General features: G+C 63.7%; 19 protein-coding genes and 2 pseudogenes. 6 read left to right on the top strand and 15 right to left on the bottom strand.

Going from position 1 to position 26,261, the window contains the following annotated elements; all coding sequences use genetic code 11:
• Positions 1-154: 154 nt before the first annotated feature.
• The 4 genes and pseudogenes from AB8841_RS21000 to AB8841_RS20985 form a co-directional block, all read right to left on the bottom strand.
• Positions 155-726 (bottom strand): annotated as a pseudogene (locus tag AB8841_RS21000) (NADPH-dependent FMN reductase).
• Positions 727-818: 92 nt separating this feature from the next.
• On the bottom strand, positions 819-1,835 hold the full coding sequence (locus AB8841_RS20995; protein WP_370437739.1) for a glutathione S-transferase family protein: 1,017 nt from the start codon (positions 1,833-1,835) through the stop codon (positions 819-821).
• 38 nt (positions 1,836-1,873) lie between these two features.
• Positions 1,874-2,794 carry a VOC family protein gene (locus AB8841_RS20990; protein ID WP_370437738.1) on the bottom strand — a complete coding sequence of 307 codons (921 nt, stop codon included), beginning with the start codon at positions 2,792-2,794 and terminating at the stop codon, positions 1,874-1,876.
• Positions 2,795-2,828: 34 nt separating this feature from the next.
• A pseudogene (locus AB8841_RS20985) lies at positions 2,829-3,089 on the bottom strand (DoxX family protein); the annotation flags it as partial.
• A 156-nt stretch (positions 3,090-3,245) separates the two neighbouring features.
• Between AB8841_RS20985 and AB8841_RS20980 the strand changes: the two are divergent.
• Complete coding sequence (locus tag AB8841_RS20980; RefSeq protein WP_370437737.1) at positions 3,246-3,665, top strand: ImmA/IrrE family metallo-endopeptidase; 420 nt, start codon at positions 3,246-3,248, stop codon at positions 3,663-3,665.
• A gap of 51 nt (positions 3,666-3,716) precedes the next feature.
• The gene (locus tag AB8841_RS20975; protein ID WP_370437736.1) at positions 3,717-4,493 is read left to right on the top strand and encodes a hypothetical protein; all 777 of its coding nucleotides are present in this window, start codon (positions 3,717-3,719) and stop codon (positions 4,491-4,493) included.
• Between the two features lie 37 nt (positions 4,494-4,530).
• Here the strand turns inward: AB8841_RS20975 and AB8841_RS20970 are convergent, their stop codons facing one another.
• The 4 genes from AB8841_RS20970 to AB8841_RS20955 form a co-directional block, all read right to left on the bottom strand.
• Positions 4,531-5,556 carry a hypothetical protein gene (locus AB8841_RS20970; RefSeq protein WP_370437735.1) on the bottom strand — a complete coding sequence of 342 codons (1,026 nt, stop codon included), beginning with the start codon at positions 5,554-5,556 and terminating at the stop codon, positions 4,531-4,533.
• 114 nt (positions 5,557-5,670) lie between these two features.
• Complete coding sequence (locus AB8841_RS20965) at positions 5,671-6,357, bottom strand: hypothetical protein (RefSeq protein WP_370437734.1); 687 nt, start codon at positions 6,355-6,357, stop codon at positions 5,671-5,673.
• Between the two features lie 334 nt (positions 6,358-6,691).
• The gene (locus tag AB8841_RS20960) at positions 6,692-10,042 is read right to left on the bottom strand and encodes a DEAD/DEAH box helicase (protein ID WP_370437733.1); all 3,351 of its coding nucleotides are present in this window, start codon (positions 10,040-10,042) and stop codon (positions 6,692-6,694) included.
• Positions 10,043-10,245: 203 nt separating this feature from the next.
• On the bottom strand, positions 10,246-13,953 hold the full coding sequence (locus AB8841_RS20955) for a vitamin B12-dependent ribonucleotide reductase (RefSeq protein WP_370437732.1): 3,708 nt from the start codon (positions 13,951-13,953) through the stop codon (positions 10,246-10,248).
• An 824-nt stretch (positions 13,954-14,777) separates the two neighbouring features.
• Here AB8841_RS20955 and AB8841_RS20950 point away from each other — a divergent pair.
• The 3 genes from AB8841_RS20950 to AB8841_RS20940 all read left to right on the top strand — a co-directional run bounded on the left by AB8841_RS20950 (position 14,778) and on the right by AB8841_RS20940 (position 16,225).
• Positions 14,778-15,191: an NADH:ubiquinone oxidoreductase subunit NDUFA12 gene (locus AB8841_RS20950; RefSeq protein ID WP_370437731.1), complete on the top strand. Its 414-nt coding sequence runs from the start codon at positions 14,778-14,780 to the stop codon at positions 15,189-15,191.
• 28 nt (positions 15,192-15,219) lie between these two features.
• Positions 15,220-15,438, top strand: coding sequence for a hypothetical protein (locus AB8841_RS20945; protein ID WP_370437730.1), 219 nt, complete (start codon positions 15,220-15,222; stop codon positions 15,436-15,438).
• A 163-nt stretch (positions 15,439-15,601) separates the two neighbouring features.
• Positions 15,602-16,225 (top strand): DUF2155 domain-containing protein, encoded by a 624-nt coding sequence (locus AB8841_RS20940; RefSeq protein ID WP_370437729.1) that lies wholly within the window; start codon positions 15,602-15,604, stop codon positions 16,223-16,225.
• Positions 16,226-16,239: 14 nt separating this feature from the next.
• Here AB8841_RS20940 and AB8841_RS20935 read toward each other — a convergent pair whose 3' ends face one another.
• The 6 genes from AB8841_RS20935 to AB8841_RS20910 form a co-directional block, all read right to left on the bottom strand.
• Positions 16,240-17,049: a class I SAM-dependent methyltransferase gene (locus tag AB8841_RS20935; protein ID WP_370437728.1), complete on the bottom strand. Its 810-nt coding sequence runs from the start codon at positions 17,047-17,049 to the stop codon at positions 16,240-16,242.
• A 172-nt stretch (positions 17,050-17,221) separates the two neighbouring features.
• Positions 17,222-17,887 carry a leucyl/phenylalanyl-tRNA--protein transferase gene (gene aat, locus AB8841_RS20930; protein ID WP_370437727.1) on the bottom strand — a complete coding sequence of 222 codons (666 nt, stop codon included), beginning with the start codon at positions 17,885-17,887 and terminating at the stop codon, positions 17,222-17,224.
• 182 nt (positions 17,888-18,069) lie between these two features.
• Entirely contained in the window at positions 18,070-19,425 is a 1,356-nt protein-coding gene (accC, locus tag AB8841_RS20925) for an acetyl-CoA carboxylase biotin carboxylase subunit (RefSeq protein ID WP_370437726.1), read from the bottom strand.
• 8 nt (positions 19,426-19,433) lie between these two features.
• A complete protein-coding gene (gene accB, locus AB8841_RS20920; protein ID WP_370437725.1) occupies positions 19,434-19,907 on the bottom strand; it encodes an acetyl-CoA carboxylase biotin carboxyl carrier protein in 474 nt (157 codons plus the stop codon).
• A 26-nt stretch (positions 19,908-19,933) separates the two neighbouring features.
• Positions 19,934-20,401: a type II 3-dehydroquinate dehydratase gene (aroQ, locus tag AB8841_RS20915; protein WP_370437724.1), complete on the bottom strand. Its 468-nt coding sequence runs from the start codon at positions 20,399-20,401 to the stop codon at positions 19,934-19,936.
• 296 nt (positions 20,402-20,697) lie between these two features.
• The gene (locus AB8841_RS20910) at positions 20,698-21,489 is read right to left on the bottom strand and encodes a DsbA family protein (RefSeq protein WP_370437723.1); all 792 of its coding nucleotides are present in this window, start codon (positions 21,487-21,489) and stop codon (positions 20,698-20,700) included.
• 227 nt (positions 21,490-21,716) lie between these two features.
• Between AB8841_RS20910 and AB8841_RS20905 the strand changes: the two genes are divergently transcribed.
• Positions 21,717-22,898 (top strand): pyridoxal phosphate-dependent aminotransferase, encoded by a 1,182-nt coding sequence (locus AB8841_RS20905; RefSeq protein ID WP_370437722.1) that lies wholly within the window; start codon positions 21,717-21,719, stop codon positions 22,896-22,898.
• Between the two features lie 238 nt (positions 22,899-23,136).
• On the opposite strand, the gene AB8841_RS20900 is transcribed toward AB8841_RS20905, so the two are convergent.
• Positions 23,137-25,932 carry an Rne/Rng family ribonuclease gene (locus tag AB8841_RS20900; protein ID WP_370437721.1) on the bottom strand — a complete coding sequence of 932 codons (2,796 nt, stop codon included), beginning with the start codon at positions 25,930-25,932 and terminating at the stop codon, positions 23,137-23,139.
• Between the last annotated feature and the right edge of the window lie 329 nt (positions 25,933-26,261).

The following is a 26,261-nucleotide window of genomic DNA, read 5'->3' as shown; positions in this document are numbered from 1 at the left end:
GAAAGGGACGATGCGACCGCCTCTCCCTTCTTCATGCGGAAGAGGCTTAGGTCCGGGCTTCACAATTGACCAGGGTCGAACCTGGGCCGGACGCTCGGAAGGCCGGCATCGCGCCGCGCCGAGGATCGGTCTCGAGGCATGCCTCGTGAAGGTGTCAGGCATCTCGGGGCAGGGCGGTGTAGACCCGCACGATGAACTGATGGAACTCGGCCATGTAATTCCGCAGGAACGTTTCCGTCGACTCGTCGGTGACCTCGCCGGCATCGGTGACGAGGCCGGGCTTGAACTGGATGGAGGCCTCCGGGGCGTTCATCTGAGGCAAGTTGCAGAAGCCGAGCACGCGTCGCGGGTGCTGCTGGGCGATGGCGGTGCCAATCGCGCCCGGCGAGGTGCCGATCACGGCCGAGGGCTTGCGGGTGAACGCGTTCTGGCCATAGGGGCGGCTGGCCCAGTCGATGGCGTTCTTCAGCGCGCCGGGGATCGAGCGGTTGTACTCGGGCGTCGCGAACAGCACCGCATCGGCGGCGCGATGGCCTCCTTGAAGGCCTTGGCGACCGGGGGAAAGTCGGAATCGTAATCGTAGCTGTAGAGGGGCAGGTCCCGGATCGGGATCTCGGTAAACGTGAGGTGCTCCGGAGCGAGGCGGATCAGCGCCTTGGCGAGCTTGCGGTTGATCGATTCCTTGGCAAGGCTGCCGATGAGATAGCCGACCTTGAACGTGGTCATGAGACACTCCTTGGTTCAACGGATCCTGATTGGAACCGTCTCGGTGCCGTGTTGCTCGAAACAACAACCCCTTGCCGCCCAGGCTGGCTTTGTCACTCGGCCGCGGGTCGGATCCTGCTGGCAGGCGCTCCCAGGTCATCTCGGGGTCTGGCGAGAAGATTGGCAAATCCCAGGGCTGGACCGAGCGGAACGATCCCGGTCGGGTTCAGGCTCCTGATCGAGTAATATCCGCGCTTGATGTGGTCGATGTTGACCGTGCCCGCCACACCGGGGATGGCGAGCATCCGCTCAAGATACGCGCTCAGGTTCGGGTAATCGGCGACCTGGCGCAGGTTGCACTTGAACAGGCCGTGATAGGCCGCATCGAACCGGATCAGCGTGACGAACAGGCGGATGTCGGTCTCGGTGATCCGGTCGCCGAACAGGAACGCTTTGCCGGTCAGGTGCTGTTCGAGTTCGTCGAGCATGCCGAACACCTCCCCGAACGCCTCCTCGTAGGCCTCCTGCGTGGTGGCGAAGCCGGCGCGATAGACGCCGTTGTTGAGGCGCGGATAGATCCTGTCGTTGAGGGCATCGATCTCTGCCCGCAGGTCCTGCGGATAGAGGTCGACAGTGTCATCGGCGAGATCCCCGAAGCCGGAGTTGAGCATGCGCACGATGTCGGCGGACTCGTTGTTGACGATGGTGTGGCGCTGCTTGTCCCACAGCACCGGCACCGTGGCGCGCCCGCTGACGGTCGGGTCCGCCCTGGTATAGATCTCGTGGAGATAGGTGGCGCCGTTGAGCTCATCGCGGTTGGCGCCCGGATAGTCGCCGAAGCGCCAGCCCTTGTCGGTCAGGGGCGGCTCGACCACCGAGACCGAGATCGCCTGCTCAAGCCCCTTGAGTTTGCGCGCGATCAGCGTGCGCGACGCCCAGGGGCAGATCAGGGCCACATAGAGATGGTAGCGCCCGGCTTCGGCCCTGAACCCGCCTTCACCGGTCGGGCCCGGGCTGCCGTCCGGCGTGATCCAGTGACGGAAGCTCGACGTCTGCCGGACGAAGCCGCCCTTGGCGTCCTTGGCCTGCACCGGCTGCCAGTCGGCCGTCCATGTGCCGTTCACGAGCATGACGTCTTCTCCTCGATTCCGCCGCAGGGGGCGATCATTCACGATTCAGCAGTCACGACGGTGATCGACGTGCCCCAGGGATCGCGCAGCGGCAGGCCCATCGGGCCTGCCTCGGAGGCCTGCTCCGGGGAGAGGCGGGAGCGCAGGGTCTCCAGCGTGCCCGGTTCGGCGACGATCTCGACGTCGGCCAGCCCGGTCGTCGGCTCCGAGCGCACCGGTGCGCCTCGGCTGTTCCAGATGTTGGTGCCGATGTGATGGTGATAGCCTCCCGATCCGAGGAAGGTCGCCCCGGGATAACGGGTCATCACCTCAAAACCGAGAAGATCGGCATAGAAGCGATCTGACGCGTCCAGTGCGCCCACCTGGAGATGGACGTGACCGATCAGCGACCCTATCGGCAAGCCAGCCCAGTCGCGTGTCTTGACGGGCGCAACGAGCCCATTGAGGTCGAGCGCCAGCGTGGCCATCTCGACCATGCCGTCGCGCCAGGACCAGGTCTCGCTCGGCCGGTCCCAATACACCTCGATGCCGTTGCCCTCCGGGTCGGCGAGATAGATCGCCTCGCTGACGAGGTGGTCCGAGGCGCCCTGCAAGGGCACGCGCCGCTCGGCGGCGTGGAGCAGCCACTGCGCCAGGTCGGTCCGGTTCGGCACCAGGAAGGCGATGTGGAACAGGCCTGCGGCCCGCGGGCTGGCGAGCGGAGCGGCCGGATCGTGGCGCAGCTCCAGCAGGGCCGTTTCGCCTACGCCCAGGCGGGCGAGGCCGGTGCCGGTCTCAATCGGCGTGAGACCGATCACCTCCCGGTAGAAGCGGCTGACCGTGTCGAGATCGCGCACGGTCAGGGCCACCGTGCCGATCCGCATGGGTGCGCCGGCCGAGGTCACGCCAGGAGTGGTGCCGCGGGCTTGGGCGGGGCCTCCTGCAAGGCTCCCCGCCAGGAAGGCTCCGGATGTGGTCATGAGCGTGCGCCTCGTGAGCATGGATAGGTCAGGTTCAACGCGCGAGCGAAGGGCGAGTGGCAGCCGGGGTGGGCTTCAGCGCGTAGGCGCCGTCGCCGAGCAGGGCCACCGCGACCAGGCCGACGATCCACAGCGCCAGGAATTCCCAGCCGCCGTTCGGGTTGGTGAAGAAGAAGCCGGCCGGGCCGTGCACGGTCACGATGGCGCCGAGCAGGATCGGGATGAGAGCGACGGCAGCGATGCGGCTGTAGATGCCGGCGATCAGGGCAAGGCCACCGAGGATCTCGGCAAGGATCACGAGAAAAAGCTCTTCCGGGTCAAAACGGAGTTCCGACGGCATGGCTACGACAATGCAGGTACGGCTGCTTTCCACGGTGTTGATGGAAAACCCGCGACGGATACGCCAGGCGCGCTGGGACCGTCCGCCGCCGATGCCCAGACGGTGGCTTCTGTGGTCGAGGGCATTCGGGTCTATGGCGTCGTGATCAACGACCGGATGACGCCTCCAGAGCGCTTCGTCACCCTGGCCCACGAGCTTGGGCACATCTTTTGTGGTCACCTCGGAGGTTGCCAATCGATTACGACCAAAGCCAATGAGAGCGGCTGGCCGGACCGAACCCACCTGAGCCACAGCGAGCGTGAGATAGAAGCCGAGGCGGTTGCGTATCTGGTGGCAGCCCGGGCGGGACTGAAGCCGGCCTCCGCCAGCTACCTGCGCCCCCATGCCAAGGCGGCTAACATGTCTAAGGTCGATGTCGACACCATCGTCCGCGCGGCGGCAAGGATCGAACGGCTCGCGAGCATCTCTTATGGCAAGGTTCTCTTCTTATGGCAAGGTTCTCTTCGAGAAACCCAGGAATGGTTAAGGTAAGATTGCAGATATGTCGGACCGAGTTCCGCCTAACGGTGAGCGCCTAACATCATGAACCACCTTCTTGCCGGCTTTTCTCAAATTATCATCTCGGCTTCTCCAGCGCAGATCTCCGCAGATCCCACGCTTGGTGGCCGGCTGGTTCTGGAGCAACAGGGGGCCATCTCGGTTACCTATGCGCCATTCGAGTATGTCAACCAGCAGGCCCGCGTTGTGCTTCTGGGCATCACGCCAGGACGTCAGCAGGCTGTGAACGGGCTATTGGAGGCGAGGCGGCATCTGGTGGCGGGCCAGCATCTGACGTCAGCTTCGAAAGCAGCAAAGGGAGCCGCATCGTTCTCAGGATCGATGCGGCCAAAGCTCATTGACATGCTGGATCATATCGGCGTGCACAGGTGGTTAGGGCTCCCGTCGTGCGCCGCACTATTCGGAGCCGAGGCTAGGTTGGTACATTACACCTCGGCATTGCGGTATCCGGTTTACCTGAATGGCGAAAATTATTCGGGGACTCCCGACATGACGAGCCATCCGCTTCTGCGCAGGTATGTTTCCGAATACCTTGCTGCCGAAGTCCGCCAGCTTACAGATGCCATATGGATCCCGCTGGGGCCGCGGCCCGCCGCAGCCTTGGCAATGTTGGCTCAACAGTGCGCTATTGATTCAACGCGTATCCTCGACGGTCTTCCACACCCTTCAGGGGCCAATGGTGAGAGAATCTCGTATTTCCTCGGGCGCAAGAAGCGGTCGGAACTGTCGTCGAAGACCAACCCTGCCATCCTTGATGCTGCACGGGAGAGGCTAACAAGGCGCGTGGCTGGCCTCGCGTGATAACGGACCAGTCGCGCGAAACCTGGAAAGGGCACCGCTACCTCGTCGGCAGGTGTGCGCTCCGGGTATCCTTGGTGTCATTCCAAGCATCGCAAAGGCGAAGGAAAGTCGACTTTGCTGATTCCACGGCCTCAGCCGAGAATGAGTTGTCGGCTTCCCACTCAGAGTTCCATATCCCGTTCAAAGCATAGGCCTTCTTCACGGCATCTGGACAATCAGCCTTGCTCCATTCGGTCACCACGAAGATCATCCCAGCGATAAAGGGGTGATCACGCAGGATTCCGGCACGATTCAGCGGACCAAGGTCGACAACGCTGTTGCCCCACTCGGGGAAAAAGTTAAATGGGTCGCCTGCATCATGGGCGGCAACGGCGAAGAGCTGACCATTTACAGGAAGCGATTGCCCTGGCCATGGGAGCCACTTCCTCAGGTTCTCGGCCCTTTCATGTAAAGCTGTGCGAACAAGCGAGACGACAAGGAAGGTCGGAACAGCCTGATACTGGCCCGCCTTTACGTTGGCGTCGACCTTCTTCATCACCTGTTCCAAGGCTTCCTTCCGGTCCTTTGCATTGCCATGCGGCTGGACAGTTCGGGCGACGATGCCAAGTCCGCTTTGCGCGGCCTGCTCCTGGGCCTCTAAGCCGGCATCGATCCCACCTGCCATGCTGCTGTCGTACGTCCGTTGTGGGTCAGCGACATTGATTGTCTTGACCTCAAAACCAACCAACGGATTTTGCTGTGTCTGGAAGTCAGGTGTTTTTCCCTTGGCAGCACCCGCAGGAATAGCCTGCAACTGAACTCCGCGCTCCGCAGCAACGAGATAAAACACGGCCTCATAGAAAGTCTCGAACAGGGCGCTGAAGGTAGTATGATCTTGCAATCCCTTCCAACCATTCATTTTCGAGAGCAGTTTGCTCCTGAAATCGGCAAGGTTCTTGTCGTGGGACGCCCCAGAATCGATGGCATCCAGCACCGGACACGAGACAAAGTGCGCCGTGAAGTTGCCGCCATATTCATTGAGGCTCTGAACAAGTGGCAGGAAGGTCTCGTAGAGAGTACTCACAATTGTGTTCCTTGATGCACAGCCACTAAGGTTTGTGACTGCCGACGAGCTGTAGGTCCGGGCTGCGGCCCATAGGGAAGCGGCGCCATAAGCGGCTCCGTTCGCGATGGGCAGCTACGCCAAGATCCGACGAATGTGGTCAGCAGAAGGCGACATGCCTGCATCGGTCATGTCGATCAGAAGACCGAGCTTCGCATGCAACCGCGAAAGATCTCCGTCTCGCGTTTCTGGTGGGAGACGGTATCGAGAACTCTGGCGGGCCATCAAATCAAAAAAGGTTTCCAGCATCCGATCCAGGATCCGCTGGGCTTCAGGAGCTCGTGCCTTGTCGCGTCGTTGCCGGATCACGATGAGGGTCGCGAGCTGGGCGATCTGTTCCTTGGTCTCATCCAGGCACCTGCGGTAGGCTTCATCGCCCATCCGCACCAGCCCAGCTGCCTCAGAAGGCGAGGCGTTTGCCTTAATCCCGAGATGATGATGCGCGTGGGCGAATTCGTGATAGCGAACAATCCGCTCGATGAGGAACGGATTGACGCCCAATGCTGTGGCGACGAAGGCAATGCCTTTTGTGAAGCAAGTTACGCGTCGGGTGTCGGCATCATAAATCCCGAGGACCGATTCAAAGTCGAGAGGGAAGTCTCGATGGGATGATTGAGCGAATGCCGGTGGATCGCCACCATCGTCCACATCCTCGAACCCCGTCCCGAATCGGGTGTACTGTCCCATGGCTGCAGCCACATCCGGTTGCGTGCTGCCGATTACCTCATGGTGAATGTCCAGTTGCGCCACCAAATCACTCATGCTTTCGTCCCCTACTGAGAGGCAGGTGGGGATGCCAACCTAAAAGGTCAAGCTTGCCAGGAAGATAGCGGTTCGGAGCCCGATTGGTGCCCCACCAGCCCAAGCCCGTGGTTCGCAAGGCAGGAGGTGCGGCAGCACCCGGACCGTTCGCCCCGGAGCCTGGGCTCATCGTTGTGGAGATTGCGGTTAATCCAGCATAGCCGGTCGGGGTTCCACCAAGGTGGGATGTTGGCTCAGAGGGCAAGTCGTCCAGAGGGTCGCGAGACGCACCGAGTTGACCACGAAGGGCAAAACTGGCCGCTCCCGCATGTTGCCGGGCGACGAAGCTCCAGATCTATGGTGAGCATATCACGGTCAGATCGACGTCCACGGTCTGGCGGAGATAGCTCGCCGCCGAGCCGAGTACCATGGCTTGGTCGTCGGTAATGCTTGAACGCGCCACCCCGGGCTGCACGATCACGATTTCCAGTTCGACAGGCTTCATCTTCGATGCCTTTGCCAAATTGGCCAAACGCTGGATCGAGCCGGTGATGAAACGCGACCTTGAGGCAGTGCCATTGCCAACCAGCTTTGAGCGGGTGAGAATATGCCGGTGCAGACGGTCGAAGCTGCCGCGCCAGGACGCCGAGCGAACTGCCTGCGAGGAGACCTCGACAACGTCCTTTACCCGTTCGCCCGGATCGGGTTTCCCAGAGTATTTACAATGGACAAGCGCGAGGCGGATCTTATCGTCGGTCTCCTGCAGGCAGATTAGGTCGGCCGCTTCTCCGGCATCATCGTCATTGAAGACGACTTGAAACCCTTCGCTGACGTAGTGAGCAGCGGTCCGAGACTGGACGGATCGAGGGCGCTCAACACCGTTCTTCCATGTGGATTCAACGTGGATGTCGACACCATTCCAGTTCCAGGATCTTAGCTGACGTTCCTCTATGCGTGCAGGGGGCATGTTGGCCTGCTCGTATAAAAGATCGCCTTCGAGCTCCTTCAGACTGACGTACCGGACTACGAGAGGGTAATCGTAGAGGAATTCAAGCAGCGCCATGTCGAGGCGGCCCTGCCTGATCCGGATATGGTCGGGCCCCGTAAAGCGATACCCCTTCTCGTTGTCAAGGAGCAGTCCGACTTGCTCGTTCAGCGCCCCATTTGCGGACACGAGGCGGAATGCGAGCCGCGTCCTTGTTGACGCCTCAGGTTCGGGCTCCCATTCGCAGTAGGCCATCGGGACTTCAATGCCGTTCTTGACGAGCACAATCTTCTCATCCGACGTCTTCAAGGTCTCCGCAGGCCATTCGACCGAGAGGATCCGTTCGTCAGGGAATTCGTCCTTGACCTCGGTCGGAATGAGCACGTTCTGGAGGATATTGTTGACGTCGATGCTAGCATCCAACAGCTTCCGTCCGACTGGACGGCACCACTTGAGCCATTGGGGGATCGTTCCCTGCGCCTTCGACCACACCCGGCCTTTGGCCGAGCAACCTGGCGCGACAACGGCCCCGCCTTCCCACCCCCTGCCATCAAGGTTGGACTTGGTCGCTCCGGTTGTCTCGGTGAGCGTCAGCGCCGCCCGGACATCGGCTCCGGTGTACATGGCAAAGCTCATGTTACGCCGACCATGTTTTCGAACGCCGATGTTGTTGAAGATTAGCCTATGGATGCCGCCCAGTGCGCGGAAGGTCTGCTCCCCGTCGATCCGGACGGTGCCACCGACAGCCTTGGCAAGACCTTCGTGGAGGCTATCCTTGTCAGAGGAGTTCACGTGAAGGAGGCCGGCCTCCTTGTCATGGAAGAGGACGTAAAGATCCCACTGGCGGTCAGCAATTTTCTTGCCTCGGCTCCACCGGACCCGCTCTTCCTTCCTTGTTACAAAGTAGAGGAGCGATTCCGGCTCATTGTACCAGGCGGCGTGAACATGTGTCTTTTCCGGCAACCCCTCGTGGAACGTCTTGGGCGAGAATGTCTCGCAGCGATAGGTGATCGTGCTGAACTTCGGCCGCAGAAGGTTTTTCGAGATCCTGAGCCCCTCAAGGTTCTCTTCAGGGATGAGAGTGTCCGAGCTGCGGAGGAACTCGATCAACTCAGCGTGCTCCCGGGCTGCGTTTGAGCTGGATTCACTGAGGAGCTGGTTCCAGTCGGCGCTCTCGCTGTAGAGGCGCTCCAGCCTCGAAGATACCCTTGGATCGGCGATGTTCGCGACGACGGTTGCGTTGCCGATGCGCTCTCCAGAGCTCCGCGTGAAGCGTCCCGTGAACTGCAGCAAGACCGGTAGGCTCTTGTGCAGATCGTGAAGGACAGCAACCTTGAGTTCAGGAAGATCGAAGCCCTCACCCAACATATTGACGCAAACGACGATACGGCTCCGACCAGATCGGAGCTCATCCAGAGCACGGGATACCTCCGGTTCCGACATCTCCGAATGCACCAGGATGGGATTCAGCTCAGGTGCCAAGCGGCGATAGAGTTCGACTAGACCGTCACCTCTTTGGATACGAGCGCACCGCGCCATCAGGAGATGGTTGAGGTCCGATTTCAGGTCAGCCCGAAGTGCGCCCAGGGCCTCCTCGGCCATTTCCTCGTCAGCCTTCTCCTGGTCGATTTGAAACACTGACACGAACTTGATTGGCTTGAAGTACCCGTCCCTCTGAGCGGCCGCTAGCAGGTAGCTGAAGATGACTTGGCCGTCGACAAGCTTTCCGTCGAGCCGGAAAGGTGTCGCGGTGAACTGAAGGACTTGATGGTTCTTGAAGTGAGATCGGAACTCACTCCATGTGTCGGAAGGGACATGATGGGCCTCGTCGAGAAAGAGGCTCCCGACCGAAGCGGCGATCTCGGGAAAGAGGGGGGCAGTTTTTGCTCCCGCCAAGGAGGCCATAACGCCAATCACAACATTGCAGCCTTTTAAGAGGTCGAGATCCTCGCTCCTAACGGCTTCCCTCAGCACGACGGCCACGACAGGGTTGTGAATATCGGGATCGACGAGGCCCAGTTTCCGGAGCAGCCCCAAGCTTTCAAACTTGCGAGCGGTCTGGGACCGAAGAGCATCCGACGGCACTGCGACAAGCGTCGGACCGCGTCTATAGTTTACCACGGCACACAGCATCGTCTCCGTCTTGCCGGTACCGGTAGGCATTACGACTGTTGCGGGTTCGTGGGCGAAGACGCTCCAGTGGCCCCCGATGTTGTGTAGAGCACCAGCCTGAGGCGGCCTCAAACCTTCGTCACCCTTAGCGACGTTCCCGTGCTCATCAACTATCTCTGTCTTAAATCGAAAGCCATCGCGCCAAGAGTTCTCGATTCCCGTAGCGACGGGTTTTGGGTCAGCCTTAAACCGCTCCTGAAATTCAGCTAGCCGAGCGTGCCATTGCCATTTCGGTTTGCGGCCAGGTTCCCGGATCAGAACCGCCGTCACTCCGCTTGGAATGCTGGAAAGTCTCTTTTCAGCAATGGCGACAACCTCGCCGTTGCTCAAATAGAACAACTCGATCTCTCGCTTGGGTGAAATTCGATGAGTGGTCACCCGGTCGACGTCGCAGGTCTGTGCTGAAGCAAGCAGACAGAAGCGGACGCCGATCCGGTGCTTCTCTATGTAACGGAGTTCTGGAAGTTCGAGTGTGGACATCGTGCGAGATTTCCCAGGCACAGTCTTGGGCGCAGCGTCCGGTGTCCGATCCAGAGCGTCGTGGGCCATTGCTACTTCCTCCGAGTGCCGCTCAGAGGCAGGCACGACCTTTTCGCCGGCCCTCGAGCAGGCGGCCGAAGATTCATGATTTGTTCGATTTGGGAGACGGGCGCCCCAGATAGGGCGCCCGCTAGCCTTTGACGTTCTGCAGAAGGCAAAGATCAATTAGGCCGAACTTCGCCTCTCACTTCAACAAGCAACAGCCGGAATAATCAGGAGCACCCGGTAGTAGAACCGCACGTGTCGCACTTCAGGCACGTCCCGTTCCGGACCAGCGTGAAGTTCGCGCATTCAGGACAGGCTTCGCCCACATAGCCCTTCATCTTGGCCTCGGCGCGCTTGTCGGCGAGAGAGGGGGCGGCGGGGGCCGTGAAGGCGAGTTTGGCCATTTCGGCTTCGCCGACCTTCTCCTCCGCCTGCGGGGCGGGTTGGGCGAGTTCGCTCTTGAGCGCGGTCGCGCCGACCGTCACGCTGCCTGTACGCTGCGCCTGGCCTGCGGCGCTGCCGCCGCCCGGGATGAGCATGAGGCGGTCGACGTTGCCGCGGGTGAAGCCGCGGGACACGATGGCCGTGGCGGGTGCCGCTTCCGGCGCCTTCGACTGGGATTCGCCCGACCCGATGGTGGTGGGGCCGGCCTCGGACGGATCCACATGGGCGAGATCGTTGCGGGCGAGATAGGACACCGCGAGCTCGCGGAACACGTAGTCGATGATCGAGGTCGCCGACTTGATGCGCTCGTTGCCCTGCACGAAGCCGGCCGGCTCGAAGCGCGTGAAGGTGAAGGCCTCCACGTATTCCTCCAGCGGCACGCCGTATTGCAGGCCGAGCGAGATCGCGATGGCGAAGTTGTTCATCATCGCCCGGAAGGCCGCGCCTTCCTTGTGCATGTCGATGAAGATCTCGCCGAGGCGGCCGTCGTCGTATTCGCCGGTGCGCAGATACACCTTGTGGCCGCCGACCACGGCCTTCTGGGTGTAGCCCTTGCGGCGGTCGGGCATCTTCTCGCGCTCGCGCAGCGCCACCACGCGCTCGACCACCTTCTCGACGATCTTCTCCGACACGTGCGCGGCCTTGGCCGCGGCGGGAAGCGCCGTGACGGCCTCCACCGCGTCCTCCGCGTCCTCGTCCTCATCGGCGATCAGGGCGGAGTTCAGCGGCTGCGACAGCTTGGAGCCGTCGCGGTAGAGCGCGTTCGCCTTCAGGGCCAGCTTCCAGGAGAGCATGTAGGCGTTCTTGCAATCCTCGACGGTGGCGTCGTTGGGCATGTTGATGGTCTTGGAGATCGCGCCCGAGATGAAGGGCTGCGCCGCCGCCATCATGCGGATGTGGCTCTCCACCGACAGATAGCGCTTGCCGATCTTGCCGCACGGATTGGCGCAATCGAACACTGCGTAATGCTCGGTCTTCAGGAAGGGCGCGCCTTCGAGCGTCATCGCACCGCAGATGTGGATGTTCGCGGCCTCGATGTCGGCCTTCGAGAAGCCGAGGAAGGACAGGAGGTCGAAGGTCGGGTCGTTGAGCCGCTCGGCCGGAACCTTCAGCGTGCCGGTGAGGAAGTCCTCTCCGAGCGTCCAGCGGTTGAACACGAACTTGATGTCGAAGGCCGATTTCAGGCCCTTTTCCACCGCCTCGATCTTCTCGTCCGTGAAGCCCTTCGTCCGCAGCGAGCCCGGGTTGATGGCGGGGGCCTGCTTCATCGAGCCGTGGCCGACCGCATAGGCCTCGATCTCGGCGATCTCGGATTCGCGGTAGCCCAGGGCGCGCAGCGCGTCGGGCACGGCCCGGTTGATGATCTTGAAGTAGCCGCCGCCCGCGAGCTTCTTGAACTTCACGAGGGCGAAGTCGGGCTCGATGCCGGTGGTGTCGCAATCCATCACGAGGCCGATCGTGCCGGTGGGCGCGATCACGGTGGATTGCGCGTTGCGGTAGCCGTGCGTCTCGCCGAGGTCGAGCGCCTTGTCCCAGGCGGCCTTCGCGTGGGCGATCAGGTCCTGGTCGGGGCAGGAGGCGTGATCGAGCGGCACCGGGTTGACGGAGAGGCCCTCGTAGCCTTCGGCGACGCCATGCGCCGCGCGGCGATGGTTGCGGATCACGCGCAGCATGTGCTTCGCGTTGGCCTTGTAGTTCGGGAACGCGCCGAGCTCGCCCGCCATCTCGGCCGAGGTGGCATAGGACACGCCGGTCATGATCGCGGTGATCGCGCCGCAGAGCGAGCGGCCCTCGGCGGAATCGTAAGGAAGGCCCATGGTCATGAGCAGGCCGCCGATATTGGCGTAGCCCAGGCCGAGCGTGCGGTACTCATAGGAAAGTTGCGCGATTTCCTTCGACGGGAACTGCGCCATCAGCACCGAGATTTCGAGCACGACGGTCCAGAGGCGGCAGGCATGCTCGAAGGATTCCGCGTCGAACTTGTGCGCGGCGCGGTCGAAGAACTGCAGCAGGTTGGCGGAGGCGAGGTTGCAGGCCGTGTCGTCCAGGAACATGTATTCCGAGCAGGGGTTCGACGCCCGGATGCGGCCACCGGCGGGGCTGGTGTGCCAGTCGTTCATGGTGGTGTTGAAGTGCAGGCCCGGATCCGCCGACGCCCAGGCGGCGTGGCCGATCTGCTCCCACAGGTCGCGGGCCTTGAGGGTCTTGATGACCTTGCCGTCCTTGCGGGCGGTGAGCTTCCACTCCTGGTCCGTCTCCACGGCGCGCAGGAAGTCGTCCGTCACGGAGACGGAGTTGTTGGAGTTCTGGCCGGAAACCGTGAGATAGGCCTCCGAATCCCAATCCGTGTCGTAGACGGGAAAGTCGATATCCGTGTAGCCCTGGCGCGCGAACTGGATGACGCGCTTGATGTAGTTGTCCGGGATCTGGACCCGGCGCGCCATCTTGATCTCCTTCTTCAGAGCCGGGTTCTTCTCCGGGTCGAAGCAGGCATCGCCTTCGGCCTCGCAGTTCACGCAGGCCTTCATGATGGCTTTCAGGTGCTTGGCGGCGAGCTTGGAGCCGGCGACGAGGGCCGCCACCTTCTGCTCCTCCTTCACCTTCCAGTCGATGTAGCTCTCGATGTCGGGATGGTCGACGTCGACCACCACCATCTTGGCCGCGCGGCGGGTGGTGCCGCCGGACTTGATCGCGCCCGCGGCGCGGTCGCCGATCTTGAGGAACGACATGAGGCCCGAGGAACGGCCGCCGCCGGAGAGCCTCTCGCCCTCGCCGCGCAGCTTGGAGAAGTTCGAGCCGGTGCCCGAGCCGTATTTGAACAGGCGCGCCTCGCGGACCCACAGGTCCATGATGCCGCCCTCGTTCACCAGGTCGTCCTCGACGCTCTGGATGAAGCAGGCATGGGGCTGCGGGTGCTCGTAGGCCGATTTCGACTTCGTCAGCCGCCCGGTCTTGTGGTCCACGTAATAGTGGCCCTGGCCGGGGCCGTCGATGCCGTAGGCCCAGTGCAGGCCGGTGTTGAACCATTGCGGGGAGTTCGGCGCCACCATCTGGTTGGCGAGCATGTAGCGCAGCTCGTCATAGAAGGCCTGCGCGTCCTCCTCCGACGAGAAATAACCGCCCTTCCAGCCCCAATAGGTCCAGCAGCCCGCGAGCCGGTCGAAGACCTGCTTGGAGGAAATCTCGGAGCCGTAGCGGCTCTCTTCCGGCAGCTTGGCGAGCTCGGCCTCGTCCGGCACGGAGCGCCAGAGCCAGGACGGGACATCGTTCTCCTCCACCTTCTTCAGGCGGGCCGGAACGCCGGCCTTGCGGAAATACTTCTGGGCCAGGACATCGGACGCCACCTGGCTCCAGGTCTCCGGTACCTCGATGTTCTCGAGCCTGAACACGATGGAGCCGTCCGGATTGCGGATCTCGCTCGTGGCGAGCCGGAAGGCGAGGGAGGAATAGGGCGATTGCCCGATTTGCGTGTAACGCCGCTCGATCCGCATCTGTCTGATCCCTTGGTATCGGAGACAAAAAGCCCCCGCGCCGCGGACAGGGTCCGCAACGATAGCCCCATAACTAATTCTTTTGACGCCCCCACGGTCCGATCGTGTCGAACCGCCACTCGCATACCCGAGCCACGTCTCCTTCGGACGCCACAGTTCCCGCGGCAAGTGGTTTACCGCGCGGCCCTGACGCTGACTCTTGGGAGATTTCAACCCCTCCTCACAGAGGGGCCGCCGGTCTCAGATCGGCACTCCGGCAAGCTAGTCGTCTTGAGGGCCCTGCGTCAAGAACTTGTAGCGGCGACCGTGGTTCCAACTACATATAGTGGGCAAGTGTTAAAAATGTGGAAAACTGGCTAAGCTCAAGAGAATCCTTTCAGAATCCCGAAGCATAAATTCTGCCGGCAAAATCGGCGGTGTACAAATCGTGGTTAACGGGAAACCGGAGCCCCCAAATGTCGGGTTCGCGGTTCCGCGCCGGGGGACGCGGGGCAGGTCCTCGTCAGGACCGCGGAACCCATGAGGGAAGCCCGGAGAACCAAGGAAAGAGTCGTCGAACGAACGCCGACCGAATCGGCGGAACGGGATCTGTTCTTCCTTCGCGGCGATTCGTCCCCCGATGGTCCCCCGCATGGTCGCGGCCGCGCGCCTGCCGATTGCCTGCCCACCAGTCGATCCGCCACGCGAAAGGGGCGCTCCAAAGCGCCCCTTTCGCATGGAAAATCCTATGGAAAAGCCTGAGCGGGCGCGCGCGTAATCCTTCCTGGACTTCTCGAAGTTCCGACGCCATATTCCGGCCAGCTTTTCGACCCTATGGCAGACGCATGAAACAGTTTTTGACGCAGTTCTTCACCTGGTGGAACGGGCAGACCCTCGGCACCCGGTACTTTACGTGGCGCAAGGGGCAGTTCGTCGGCCAGGACGAGTTCGGCAATCGCTATTACCGCTATACCCAGCCCCAGCCGATCGATTCGAATGTGGGCGCGGAGCGTCGCTGGGTCATCTATAACGGCGAAGCCGATGCCTCGAGGGTTCCGCCCGGCTGGCGCGCCTGGCTCTGCCATAACGGCGACGTGCCTCCGAGCGAGGAGAATTACCGGCCCTACGCATGGGAGAAGCCCTACGTGCCCAACATGACGGGCACGTCTCAGGCCTACCGCCCGCAAGGGTCCCAGCTCTCCACCGGCCGGCGTCCCGCCGCGACCGGCGACTACGTTCCCTGGACGCCGGGCGAGTGAGGCCCGCGGCCCTCTTCCCGAGAATGCCATGCTGAACCGTCCCCAACCGCGCACCTGCATCGAATGTGGCCTGCCTTACGGTCACGGCGACTTCGCGTACCATGCCGGCAAGGCCGAAAACGGTCCGTCCTACTGGTCGGATCGCGGCCTTCTTTGCTCCGTGATCTGCTCCACGGCCCATTACGAGCGCCGGGAGAAGGTCGGCGAGGCCATGAAAGCGCCCGCACCCAACCCCCTGGAGCGGTGATTCCGGCCGGATGGAGCCCCGCCGGGAAAAGGGCGGGCCCAACGGGTCTCTTTTCCTCACTTGCCCTTTTTCCATCATGGTTCGCGTGTTATCGCGTTGCCCGACCCGACGCAGGCCTTTTCCGGGCTGTGGAACCCGTTCACAAGGGGCATGGATTAAGACAATGAAGTTCGAATGGACGCGGGCCGCCCTGGTGCTCGCCTCGGTCGCCGGCGCGGCCGGTACGGCCCAGGCGGACAGAATCAAGAATCCGACGGCGGTCTTTTCCGGTCTCGACAAGATCACCGGACGCATCGTCTCGTTCGAGGTCAAGGTCGACGAAACGGTCCAGTTCGGCGCGCTCCAGATGACGCCACGCGTCTGCTTCACGAAGCCGTCGACGGAAACCCCGGACACCACCTCCTTCGTCGAGGTGGAGGAGGCCAGCACCGACGGGAGCAGCCGGAAGGTGTTCTCGGGCTGGATGTTCGCCGCGAGCCCCGGCCTGCACGGCATCGAGCACCCGGTCTATGACATCTGGCTCGTGGACTGCAAAGGCGGCACCCAGGTGATCGCCGAACCCAAGGAGACGCCCGAGGAACTGCCGCCGATCGAGCCGAGCACCCAGCGCACATCCGCTGAGCCCGGCCGCCCGCGCGACATCATGGCTCCGCCCGATTCCGGCGGCGCCCGGCCGCTGCCGCCCGCGCCTCCGTTGACGAATGCGCCGCCCCAGCCGCGGCAGCCGGCGCGGCGCAGCGGTCCGGATTTCAACCGGAACGCGCCCCTCATCAATACCGATCGCTGATCCCGGGCCTGCTCCTACACAGTCTCCGGTACGTCTCCCCGGCAGGCCCATGCGACCGCCGCGAAGGAGCGCGGTCCATCGGGCTCGCCGGCCTCATAGGCGGCCCTGACCGCCTCTTCGAAACGGGCGAAACGCGCCGGGTCGAGACCTGCCACATAGCTGCCGAGCGGTCCCTCGCCGGCGGCGAACGGCTCCCAGTAATCCGCGAAGTTCTCATAATTCATGCGGACCAGGAGCTCGGTCTCCCGGACGTTCGACAGGCCTTCGGCAATGAAGCAACGCTTCATTTCGCCCGGCCGCATCATCGGCTGGAAGCAGTAGCGGTGGCGCAGCTCCCGGGCTTTCTCGTCCAGCATGGCGAGGGTGTCCAGCATCATGCGCATTCCCGACATGCCGCCGAGGTGGTCCCAGACGGCCGCTGCGATCCTGCCGCCGGGCCGGACCACGCGGCGCATCTCCGCCACGGCCTTTCGGGCCTCGGGGACGAAATGCAGGACCAGGAGAGCGAGGGCACGGTCGAAGCGGCCGTCCGGGAAGGCGAGCGCGCAGGCGTCGCCCTCCTGGATGGTGATCTTCGGGTTGTCGTTTCGACGGCGCGCCTCCTCGACGAAGGCGGCCGAGAAATCGATCGCCGTGATCTCCCCGACATCCGCCACCCGCGGCAATGCGAAGGTGAGGCTTCCCGTGCCGCACCCGACGTCGAGAACCCGTTCGTCGTTCGCAAGGCCGGCGAAGCCGATGAACGGCTCCGCCAGCTTGCGGCTCCAGCGGCCCATGATCTGCTCGTACCCGGCGGCGCTGCGAACATTGAAGCTCGATGGCATGGCGTCTCATCCTCCTCTGCGAGTGCATTACCCCCCAGCCCAAGGTCGACAGGATACGCGTTTATGGATCTCCAGCACCGGACGTGAAATCGAACCCTCGTGCGATGCTGTCAGTTTATGCTGTTGAGCATCTTTTCACGCAAAACCGGTTCCCACTTTTGCGTCCGACGCACTAAAGCGCAGCGAGGACGTCCTCGCCGCTCACCTTTCGGTTCCCGGGCCAGGCGTCCCAGTTTCCTTCATGTTCGAGCGCCATGCGCAGCATCTGCTTGTAGCTGCGGCGGGGGACCTCGACGGCGCCGAACTGCGCCAGGTGCGAGGTCACGAACTGGGTGTCGAGGAGAGTGAAGCCGCCGCGCTTGAGCCGCGCGACGAGATGGACCAGCGCGACCTTCGAGGCGTCGCGCTCCGTGTGGAACATGCTTTCGCCGAAGAATGCGCCCTTCAGGCGCACGCCGTAGAGGCCGCCGACGAGGCGGCCGTCCCGGTAGACCTCGACCGTATGGCAGAAGCCCGCATCGAACAATTGCCCGTAGAGATCCCGGATGCGTCGGTTGATCCAGGTTTTCTCCCGGTCGGTGGCGGGCGCCGCGCAGCCGGCGATCACGGCGTCGAAATCCCGGTCGATATGGACCTCGAACTCGTCGGAGCGAACCGTGCGGACGAGGCGCTTGGGCACGTGAAAGGCGTCGAGCGGGATGATGCCCCTTTCCCGGGGCTCGACCCAGAACAGGGACGGATCGTCGGCATCCTCTCCCATGGGAAAGATGCCTGCGGCATAGGCCTTGAGCAGGATCTCGGGGGTGATGCTGATGTTGTCGTCGGATGGCCTAGTCATTCACCAGCATGTCCAATCGTTCGGGCCCTGTCAGCACACATAGAACGACCGGAACCGAGGGTTAGACCGGAGGCATGTCGATTTTGAGGAGAGGCCGTTCCTCCCGCTCCGCCGCACGGCGTCGGTTCGGGGTTTTGCCCCGAACCCTTGCTGCGACCGGCCGGGAGGAGGCCCGTCACCGATCAGGTCTCTTCGAGCCCACCCGTCTTCAGGAAGTTCTCGAGCCAGTGGATGTCGTACTGGCCGTTCTGGATGTCCGGGTTGCGCACGAGGGTGCGGAAGAGCGGGAGCGTGGTGTCCACCCCGTCGACCACGAACTCGTCGAGCGCCCGGCGCAGGCGCATGAGGCACTCGTTGCGGGTGCGTCCGTGCACGATGAGCTTGCCGACGAGGGAATCGTAATGCGGCGGAATGCGGTAGCCCTGATAGGCCGCCGAGTCCACGCGCACACCGAGACCGCCCGGCGGATGGAAATAGCTGATCGTCCCGGGCGAGGGGCGGAAGGTCGAGGGATGCTCCGCATTCACGCGGCACTCGATGGCATGGCCCTCGATCTTGATGTCTTCCTGCTTGACCGAGAGCGGATGGCCCGCCGCGACGCGGATCTGCTCGTTCACCAGGTCGATCCCGGTGATCATCTCGGTAACAGGGTGCTCCACCTGAATACGCGTGTTCATCTCGATGAAGTAGAACTCGCCGTCCTCGTACAGGAACTCGATGGTGCCGGCGCCCGCATATTGCAGCTCCTGCATGGCTTTCGCCACGACGCCGCCGATGCGCTCGCGCATCTCGAGGTTCAGAGCCGGCGAGGGGCCTTCTTCCCAGACCTTCTGGTGACGGCGCTGCAGGGAGCAGTCGCGTTCGCCCAGATGGATCGCGCCGCCCTTGCCGTCGCCGAGCACCTGAATCTCGATGTGGCGCGGCTTCTCGAGGTATTTCTCGATATAGACCGCATCGTCTCCGAAGGCGGCCTTCGCCTCGGTCTTGGCGGTCTGGAGCGCGTGGACGAGATCCGACTCGGTGCGGGCGACCTTCATGCCGCGTCCGCCGCCGCCGGCGGCCGCCTTGATGATGACCGGGTAGCCGATCGCGGACGCGACCTTCTTGGCCTCGTCCTCGTCGGAAATGCCGCCCTCGGAGCCGGGCACGCAGGGAATGCCCAGGCGCTTGGCGGTGCGTTTCGCCTCGATCTTGTCGCCCATGATGCGGATATGCTCCGCCTTGGGGCCGATGAAGGCGATGCGGTGATGCTCCAGCACCTCGGCGAAGCGGGCGTTCTCGGAGAGAAAGCCATAGCCGGGATGGATGGCGTCCGCGCCGGTGATCTCGCAGGCGGCGATCAGGGCCGGGATGTTGAGATAGCTGTCGCGGGCGGCGGGCGGCCCGATGCAGACGCTCTCGTCCGCGAGCCGCACGTGCATGGCGTCCGCGTCGGCGGTGGAATGCACCGCGACGGTGGCGATCCCGAGCTCCTTCGCGGCCCGCAGGATGCGCAGGGCGATCTCGCCTCGGTTGGCAATGAGGATCTTATCGAACATGTCGCGCCTTACTCGATGACGAGGAGGGGTTCGCCGTATTCAACAGGAGTTCCGTCTTCGACAAAGATTGCGGTCACGGTACCGGCGCGGGGAGCGACGATCTCGTTGAAGGTCTTCATGGCCTCGACGAGGAGGACCTTGTCGCCGGCCTGGACCTTGGAGCCGATCTCCACGAAGGCCTTCGCCTCAGGGGAGGGCTTGCGGTAGGCGGTGCCGACCATGGGCGAGAGCACCGCGCCCGGATGGGGGACGCCGGGCTTTGCCGCGCCCGGAAGGTCGGCGGCGGCCGGCGGCGGCGCGACGATCGGGGCCGGAGCGAGCGCTGCGGGAGCGGCGACCGGAACTGTCACGGCGTGGATCGTCCGGGCCACGCGGATGCGGAGGTCGCCCTTCTCCACTTCAATCTCGCTGAGATCCGTTTCGGCGATCATGTTCGCCAGCTCCCGGACGAGATCGGGATCGAAAGGGTTGTCCTTGGCCATGGGGCTCACCTCTTTATTGTGAGGAACTAGTGCTGGGAGGGCTTCGGAAGCCGGGCCCGCTCGACCATGACTCGGTGAACCGCTTCGAGGCCGAGCAGATAGCTCTGGGGGCCGAAACCGCAGATCACGCCGACTGACACGGGTGCGATGAGCGAGCGATGGCGAAAGCCTTCGCGAGCATGAACGTTGGAAAGATGGATCTCGACCGTCGGAGCGCCGCTGCCGGAGATGGCATCGCGCAGAGCGATCGAGGTGTGGGTATACGCGCCGGCATTGATGACGATGCCCGCGCCCTGTGCTCCCGCCTCCTGGATCCAGTCGACCAGATGTCCTTCATGGTTCGACTGGCGGAACGTGATCGCCACCTCCAGGGCTTCAGCCTTCTCGCGCACGAGCGCCTCGATGTCCGCCAGCGTGGCGCTGCCGTAAATCTGGGGCTCTCTGCGGCCGAGCAGGTTGATGTTGGGTCCGTTGAGGACGTGGACGTTGATCATCGCGAAAGGAGCGTTCCATAAAGCTCCGTCAGGCGGAGCCGAAACGCCCTCTTATCCAAAAGGCGGGCATGGGGGAAGGGGAAAACCAAGCCTTTCCAGAGCTTGGCGCGTTTTCCGTCAACGAATGGATGCTTGCGGAAGTGCTTTCCGTCCTCGTGCCGGACCGGTTCCGGCCATCCAGGGCTTCCGAACCGCTTCGTCTTCAAGACATGGATCTGAGTCTTCAAGACATGGACCCGAGAGATGGATCCCCGGCAAAGGGCCGGGGATGCCTGGCAGGTGACCGTGGAACGGACTTAGCCGCAGGTGGCCTTGCCGCAGGAGCGGACATTGTCGATGAGCTGCTTCAGGGGCTCGATGCCGACCGCGCCGGGGATGACCGCCTCGCCGACGATGAAGGCCGGGGTGCCGGTCAGGCTCAGCTTGTCGCCGAGAGCCATGTTCTCCTGCAGGGCGCCGCGCACGTCGGGGCTGTCGATGTCCTTCTGGAGCTTGGCCATGTCGGCGCCCATCTCCTTGGCGACCGCCATGGCGCGCTCGCCGTTCACGCGTCCGCGGGTCTCCAGGACCTTCACGTGGTAGTCGAAGAGCTTCTGACCCTGCAGCTGCTTCCTGACCGCGAGGGCCACCCGGCTCGCTTCCACGGAATCGGGGCCGAGCACGGGGAAGTCCTTGAGCACGACGCGCAGCTTGGGATCGTTCTTGACGAGCGTCTGGAGGTCCGAGAGGGCCTTTTTGCAATAGCCGCAATTGTAGTCGAAGAACTCGACCAGGGTGATGTCGCCGGAGGGGTTGCCGACCACATAGGAATGGGGGGCGTTCAGGAGCGTCTGCTTGGTTTCCTGAACGGCGCTCGCCTGGGCGACCTGCTGGGCCTCGGCCTGCCGCTTCTCGAGCTCGCCGATCACTTCCGTCAGAACCTCCGGGTTCTTCAGGAGGTATTCCTTCACGATGTCGCCGATCGCCTGCTTCTGCTGGTCGTTGAAGACCGCATTCTGGGCGAGGGCGGCCGGGGCGACGGCAAGGCTGCCGAACAGCGCGCCGAACAGAGCCGCGGCCCGGCAGGTGTTGAGAAGCGAGAAACGCATATCCGATCCTTTGCGGAGTTTCCTGTTCCAGCCTGTGCGATGCGAAAGATTCGGCACCCGGCTGAACGACATATCTGGTGTGAGTTAGCGGCTTGGAGAGCTCGGCGTCAAATCACGCCTTCGTATTCGCAGGACGACACGGCATCGCCCGTGATGACGGCCCGATAGGCATAGGGGCCGAAACATGGTTCTTGAGACCGGCTTTCCAAAGAGCTACGAGCTTTTCCATGACAAAATCGATCGCCGATCAGAACCTTCCCGTCGTCGCCCGCCGCATGGACCGGGTCTCGTCCTTCCTGGCCATGGACGTGTTGAGCGCCGCTGCGGCGAAAGAAAGGCGAGGGGACAGCGTCATCCATATGGAGGTGGGCCAGCCCTCCGCTCCCGCTCCCCGGGCGGCGCGCGAGGCCGCCAAGGCCGCGCTGGATCTGGGCCGAATCGGCTACACGGAAGCGCTCGGCATCGCGGCCCTGAGGGAGCGGATCGCCCGCCACTACCGGGACGCCTACGGCGTCTCCATCGCGCCCGAACGGGTCGTCGTGACGACCGGCTCCTCGGCGGGGTTCGTGCTGGCTTTCTTGAGCCTCTTCGACGCGGGCCAGAGGGTGGCCATCACGGCGCCCGGCTATCCGGCCTATCGCAACATCCTCGAAGCGCTCGGCATCGAGCCGGTGGTGATTCCGCTCACCCGGGCGGATGGCTGGATCATGACGCCCGAGGCGATCGAGAAGGCCCATGCGGACAAGCCGCTCCACGGCATCCTGGCCATGAGCCCGGCCAATCCGTCCGGCACCATGATCGGCCGCAAGGCGCTGGCCGGGTTGGGCGAGGCCTGCCGCCGCATGGGGCTGTGGTTCGTCTCGGACGAGATCTATCACGGGCTGACCTATGGCGAGGACGCGTCGACAGCGCTCGCCTCGGACGACGATGCCGTCGTCATCAACTCGTTCTCGAAATATTACTGCATGACGGGCTGGCGCATCGGCTGGATCATCGTGCCCGAGCGGCTCGTGCGGCCCATCGAGCGGCTCGCGCAGAACCTCTACATCTCGCCGCCTTACCTTTCGCAGGTCGCGGCGCTCGCGGCCTTCGACGCCACCGAGGAGCTGGAGGCCGTCAAGGCGGGCTATGCCCGCAACCGCGCCTACCTGCTCGAGGAACTGCCCCGGATCGGAATCGCCGACATGCATCCGGTGGACGGCGCCTTCTACATCTATGCCGACATCGCCCGCTACACGAACGATTCCATCGGCTTCTGCAGGCGCATGCTGGAGGAGACGGGCGTCGCGGCGACCCCCGGCCTCGATTTCGACCCCATCGAAGGCTCGCACTACATGCGCCTGTCCTTCGCCGGTTCCGAGACCGATTGCCGCGAGACCGTGGGGCGGCTCAGGGGCTGGCTGAAATAGGATCCATTCCGTCCTTCATCGTCCGCATAGTCTTCCGTCGCACTCCCGTCATCTCGGCGCAGCGCAGCGGAGGGCTTCAAAGAAAATGCCCGGCGAAAGCCGGGCATTTCGTGTTTCTGGACCTTAGAGCATCGGACGTGAAAAGTGGATTTGCACTTTTGGGATTGAAGCCGATGCTCCCTCCTAGATGAGCGCATCGTTCCTGCGAAAAACCGGGTCCGGTTTTTCGCACGATGCGCTAGGATCCGCTGAGAACCGACTTGGCTTTCGACCACCAGCCGGCGCGCTTCGGGCGCTCCGGATCCGGCGGGGTGAGCACGACCGCGACCGGTTCGGGCTCGGGAGCCACGGGCTGCGGGGCCTCCTCGACGGGCTGCGGCTCGGGCTTGGTCTCGATCGGCTGCTCCTCGGCGCGGGCAGGCTGCACCTCGATGGCCTCGGCCTCCCGGGTAGCCGCAGGCTCCTGGGCTGCCGCAGGCTCCTGGGCCGTCACAGGCTCTTGAGCGGAGGCGGATTCGCCTGCCGGCTCGTCCAGGGTGCCGACGGCCTGGGCGACGGCCTCCGTCGCGGCCACGAAGCCTTCCTCGGTCGCGAAGGTCTCGACGGCCTCGTCGCGACCGCGACCGCGACCGCCGCGGCGGCCCCGGCGACGGCGGCGGCGGCCATTGCCGTCATCGGCGTCGGACGCTTCGCCTTCCTCGCCCTCGGCGGCCTCGATCTCCTGGCCGGCGGCGGCTTCCGCCGCTTCGCCTTCCTGGTCCTCGCCCTCGGAAACGTCACCCTCGGAAGCATCCTCGTCCTGGCCCGCGCCCGCGAAACCCTCGCGGTCGCGCCCACGACGGCGGCGACGGCGGCGGCGGCGGCGGCCATTGCCTTCACCGTCCTCCGAGGCCCTCGCCTCCTCGTCGGTCTGCTCCTCGTCCTCGGCCTCGATCTCGGGCTCGACGTCCTCGACCACGTCCACCGGCGCGATGGCGTCGATCTGGATGCCGGTCGCGGCCGATTTGTGTTCGAGGCGAAGTGCCGGCTCGCCCCGGTCGATCACGTAATTCGTCGTGCCGGTCAGCGAATCGTCGGCCACGATCGAGATGGCCACGCCGAAGCGGGTCTCCAACTCGCGCAGGTGAATGCGCTTCTGGTTGAGAATGTAGAAGGCGGCCTCCAGTCGGGTGCGGACGACCAGGTTGTAGCCGGCATTCTTGATGAGGGTTTCCTCGATCGAGCGCAGCACATGGAGCGCGACCGACGGCGTCGAACGGATGAAGCCGGTTCCCGCGCAATGCGGGCAGGGGACGGAGGAGGATTCAAGCACGCCCGTCCGGATGCGCTGGCGCGACATTTCCAGCAGGCCGAAGGGCGAGATGCGGCCCACCTGGATGCGGGCGCGGTCGTTCTTCAGGCACTCGTTGAGCTTCTTCTCGACAGCGCGGTTGTTGCGCTTCTCTTCCATGTCGATGAAGTCGATGACCACGAGGCCGGCGAGGTCGCGCAGACGAAGCTGACGGGCGATTTCCTCGGCGGCTTCGAGGTTGGTGCGGAGCGCCGTGTCCTCGATGTTGTGCTCGCGGGTCGACCGGCCCGAGTTGACGTCGATGGAGACCAGGGCTTCCGTCGGGTTGATGACGAGATAGCCGCCGGACTTCAGCGTCACGACGTTGGAGAACATCGCGTCGAGCTGGGCTTCCACCCCGTATTTCGCGAAGACCGGCTGCGGCTCGCGGTAGGGCTGGACGATCTTGGCATGGCTCGGCATGAGCATGCGCATGAAGTCCTTGGCCTCGCGGTAGCCTTCCTCGCCGGAGACCAGAACGTCGTCGATGTCCTTGTTGTAGAGGTCGCGGATGGCGCGCTTGATCAGCGAGCCTTCCTCATAGACCAGCGCGGGGGCGGCGGAGTTGAGGGTGAGCTCGCGCACGCTCTCCCACAGGCGCATCAGATATTCGTAGTCGCGCTTGATCTCGGGCTTGGTGCGCGATGCGCCGGCCGTGCGCAGGATGATGCCCATTCCCTCGGGCACCTCCAGCTCCTGGGCGATTTCCTTGAGGCGCTTGCGGTCGGCCGCATTGGTGATCTTGCGCGAGATGCCGCCGCCCCGGCCCGTGTTGGGCATGAGCACCGAATAGCGGCCTGCGAGGGAAAGATAGGTGGTGAGGGCCGCGCCCTTATTGCCACGCTCTTCCTTCACGACCTGGACGAGCAGGATCTGGCGGCGCTTGATGACTTCCTGGATCTTGTACTGCTTGCGCGGGACGCGGCGCTGAGGAACGTCCTCCATCGCGTCGCCGCCGCCGAGCTGCTCGACATGGTCCTCATCCTCGCCTTCGGCGTGATCCTCGTCGTGCTCGTCCTCGTCGTGATGATCCGCGTCCTCTTCGCCGGACGCGTCCGACGCCTCGGACACGTCCTCGGCGGGGGCCGCGTCGTCGTGGTCCGAGGTTTCGCCGGCGTCGGCCTCCCTGGTCTCCGCCTGGGTCTCCGCGCTCTCCGGGGCGGCCTGAGCCTCCTCGGCGCCCTCGGCGGCAGGAGCCGCTTCCACGGCTTCGCCCGATGCGGGCTCGAAGTCGCCTGCAGCGGCGATCAGGTCGGCGGTCTCGTCGGTGCCCTCGGCGGGAGCAGGGGCCTCGGCGCCCTCGGCACCGGCCTCCGCCTCTGAGGAGGCGACCGTCTCGTCGCTGTTGGTGCGACGCGGCGCGGAACGGCGGCGGCGGTGACGGCGGCGCTCTTCCTCGCGCTCCTCCTCCGCCTGAGCCTCGGCCTCGGCCTCGAGAAGAGCCTGACGGTCGGCGACCGGGATCTGGTAATAATCGGGATGAATTTCGCTGAAGGCGAGAAACCCGTGGCGATTCCCGCCATATTCCACGAACGCCGCCTGGAGGGACGGCTCCACGCGAGTCACTTTCGCGAGATAGATGTTCCCGCGCAGCTGCTTCCTGTTAGCGGATTCGAAGTCGAATTCTTCGACCTTCTGGCCGCGCACCACCACGACCCGGGTTTCTTCCGGGTGGGAGGCATCGATGAGCATCTTGTTTGCCATGTTGAACTCTCGACATGGCGACCGAGGGCAGGACCTGAGGCAGGGGCCGCAGTGAAGGCGGGTGGCCGCGCCGCATGAGATAGCGGCGGGCTGGAATTGCGTTCGGAGTGCTGTCGATCGCCATCGTGCGCCCTGGAGGGGCGCATTCTGGGTTGAAACGGGCCGGCTTCAAGCCGGATGAGGTGAAGGAGGGGCGAGCGCGAAAAGAAACGCGCGCTTCGAACGGTGCCGGGACGAGAGTCAAAGCTGACTTCGTGTGCGCAACCATTCAAGACTGCCCTTTCTCGGAATCGATGGGCCGGACGGAATCCGGACATCGGCAAATAAGT

It is taken from the genome of Microvirga sp. TS319, from assembly GCF_041276405.1.
In the GTDB taxonomy this organism is placed as follows: Bacteria; Pseudomonadota; Alphaproteobacteria; order Rhizobiales; family Beijerinckiaceae; genus Microvirga.
Note: the sequence above shows the minus strand (reverse complement) of the source record. Positions and strands in the feature narration are given on the sequence as shown.

What these genes read in the sequence shown, in the direction of transcription:
- AB8841_RS20995 (WP_370437739.1), bottom strand. Translation starts at nt 1,835, where the DNA reads ATGCTCGTGAACGGCACATGGACGGCCGACTGGCAGCCGGTGCAGGCC.
- AB8841_RS20990 (WP_370437738.1), bottom strand. Translation starts at nt 2,794, where the DNA reads ATGACCACATCCGGAGCCTTCCTGGCGGGGAGCCTTGCAGGAGGCCCC.
- AB8841_RS20975 (WP_370437736.1), top strand. Translation starts at nt 3,717, where the DNA reads ATGAACCACCTTCTTGCCGGCTTTTCTCAAATTATCATCTCGGCTTCT.
- AB8841_RS20965 (WP_370437734.1), bottom strand. Translation starts at nt 6,357, where the DNA reads ATGAGTGATTTGGTGGCGCAACTGGACATTCACCATGAGGTAATCGGC.
- AB8841_RS20960 (WP_370437733.1), bottom strand. Translation starts at nt 10,042, where the DNA reads ATGGCCCACGACGCTCTGGATCGGACACCGGACGCTGCGCCCAAGACT.
- AB8841_RS20955 (WP_370437732.1), bottom strand. Translation starts at nt 13,953, where the DNA reads ATGCGGATCGAGCGGCGTTACACGCAAATCGGGCAATCGCCCTATTCC.
- AB8841_RS20950 (WP_370437731.1), top strand. Translation starts at nt 14,778, where the DNA reads ATGAAACAGTTTTTGACGCAGTTCTTCACCTGGTGGAACGGGCAGACC.
- AB8841_RS20945 (WP_370437730.1), top strand. Translation starts at nt 15,220, where the DNA reads ATGCTGAACCGTCCCCAACCGCGCACCTGCATCGAATGTGGCCTGCCT.
- AB8841_RS20940 (WP_370437729.1), top strand. Translation starts at nt 15,602, where the DNA reads ATGAAGTTCGAATGGACGCGGGCCGCCCTGGTGCTCGCCTCGGTCGCC.
- AB8841_RS20935 (WP_370437728.1), bottom strand. Translation starts at nt 17,049, where the DNA reads ATGCCATCGAGCTTCAATGTTCGCAGCGCCGCCGGGTACGAGCAGATC.
- aat (WP_370437727.1), bottom strand. Translation starts at nt 17,887, where the DNA reads ATGACTAGGCCATCCGACGACAACATCAGCATCACCCCCGAGATCCTG.
- accC (WP_370437726.1), bottom strand. Translation starts at nt 19,425, where the DNA reads ATGTTCGATAAGATCCTCATTGCCAACCGAGGCGAGATCGCCCTGCGC.
- accB (WP_370437725.1), bottom strand. Translation starts at nt 19,907, where the DNA reads ATGGCCAAGGACAACCCTTTCGATCCCGATCTCGTCCGGGAGCTGGCG.
- aroQ (WP_370437724.1), bottom strand. Translation starts at nt 20,401, where the DNA reads ATGATCAACGTCCACGTCCTCAACGGACCCAACATCAACCTGCTCGGC.
- AB8841_RS20910 (WP_370437723.1), bottom strand. Translation starts at nt 21,489, where the DNA reads ATGCGTTTCTCGCTTCTCAACACCTGCCGGGCCGCGGCTCTGTTCGGC.
- AB8841_RS20905 (WP_370437722.1), top strand. Translation starts at nt 21,717, where the DNA reads ATGACAAAATCGATCGCCGATCAGAACCTTCCCGTCGTCGCCCGCCGC.
- AB8841_RS20900 (WP_370437721.1), bottom strand. Translation starts at nt 25,932, where the DNA reads ATGGCAAACAAGATGCTCATCGATGCCTCCCACCCGGAAGAAACCCGG.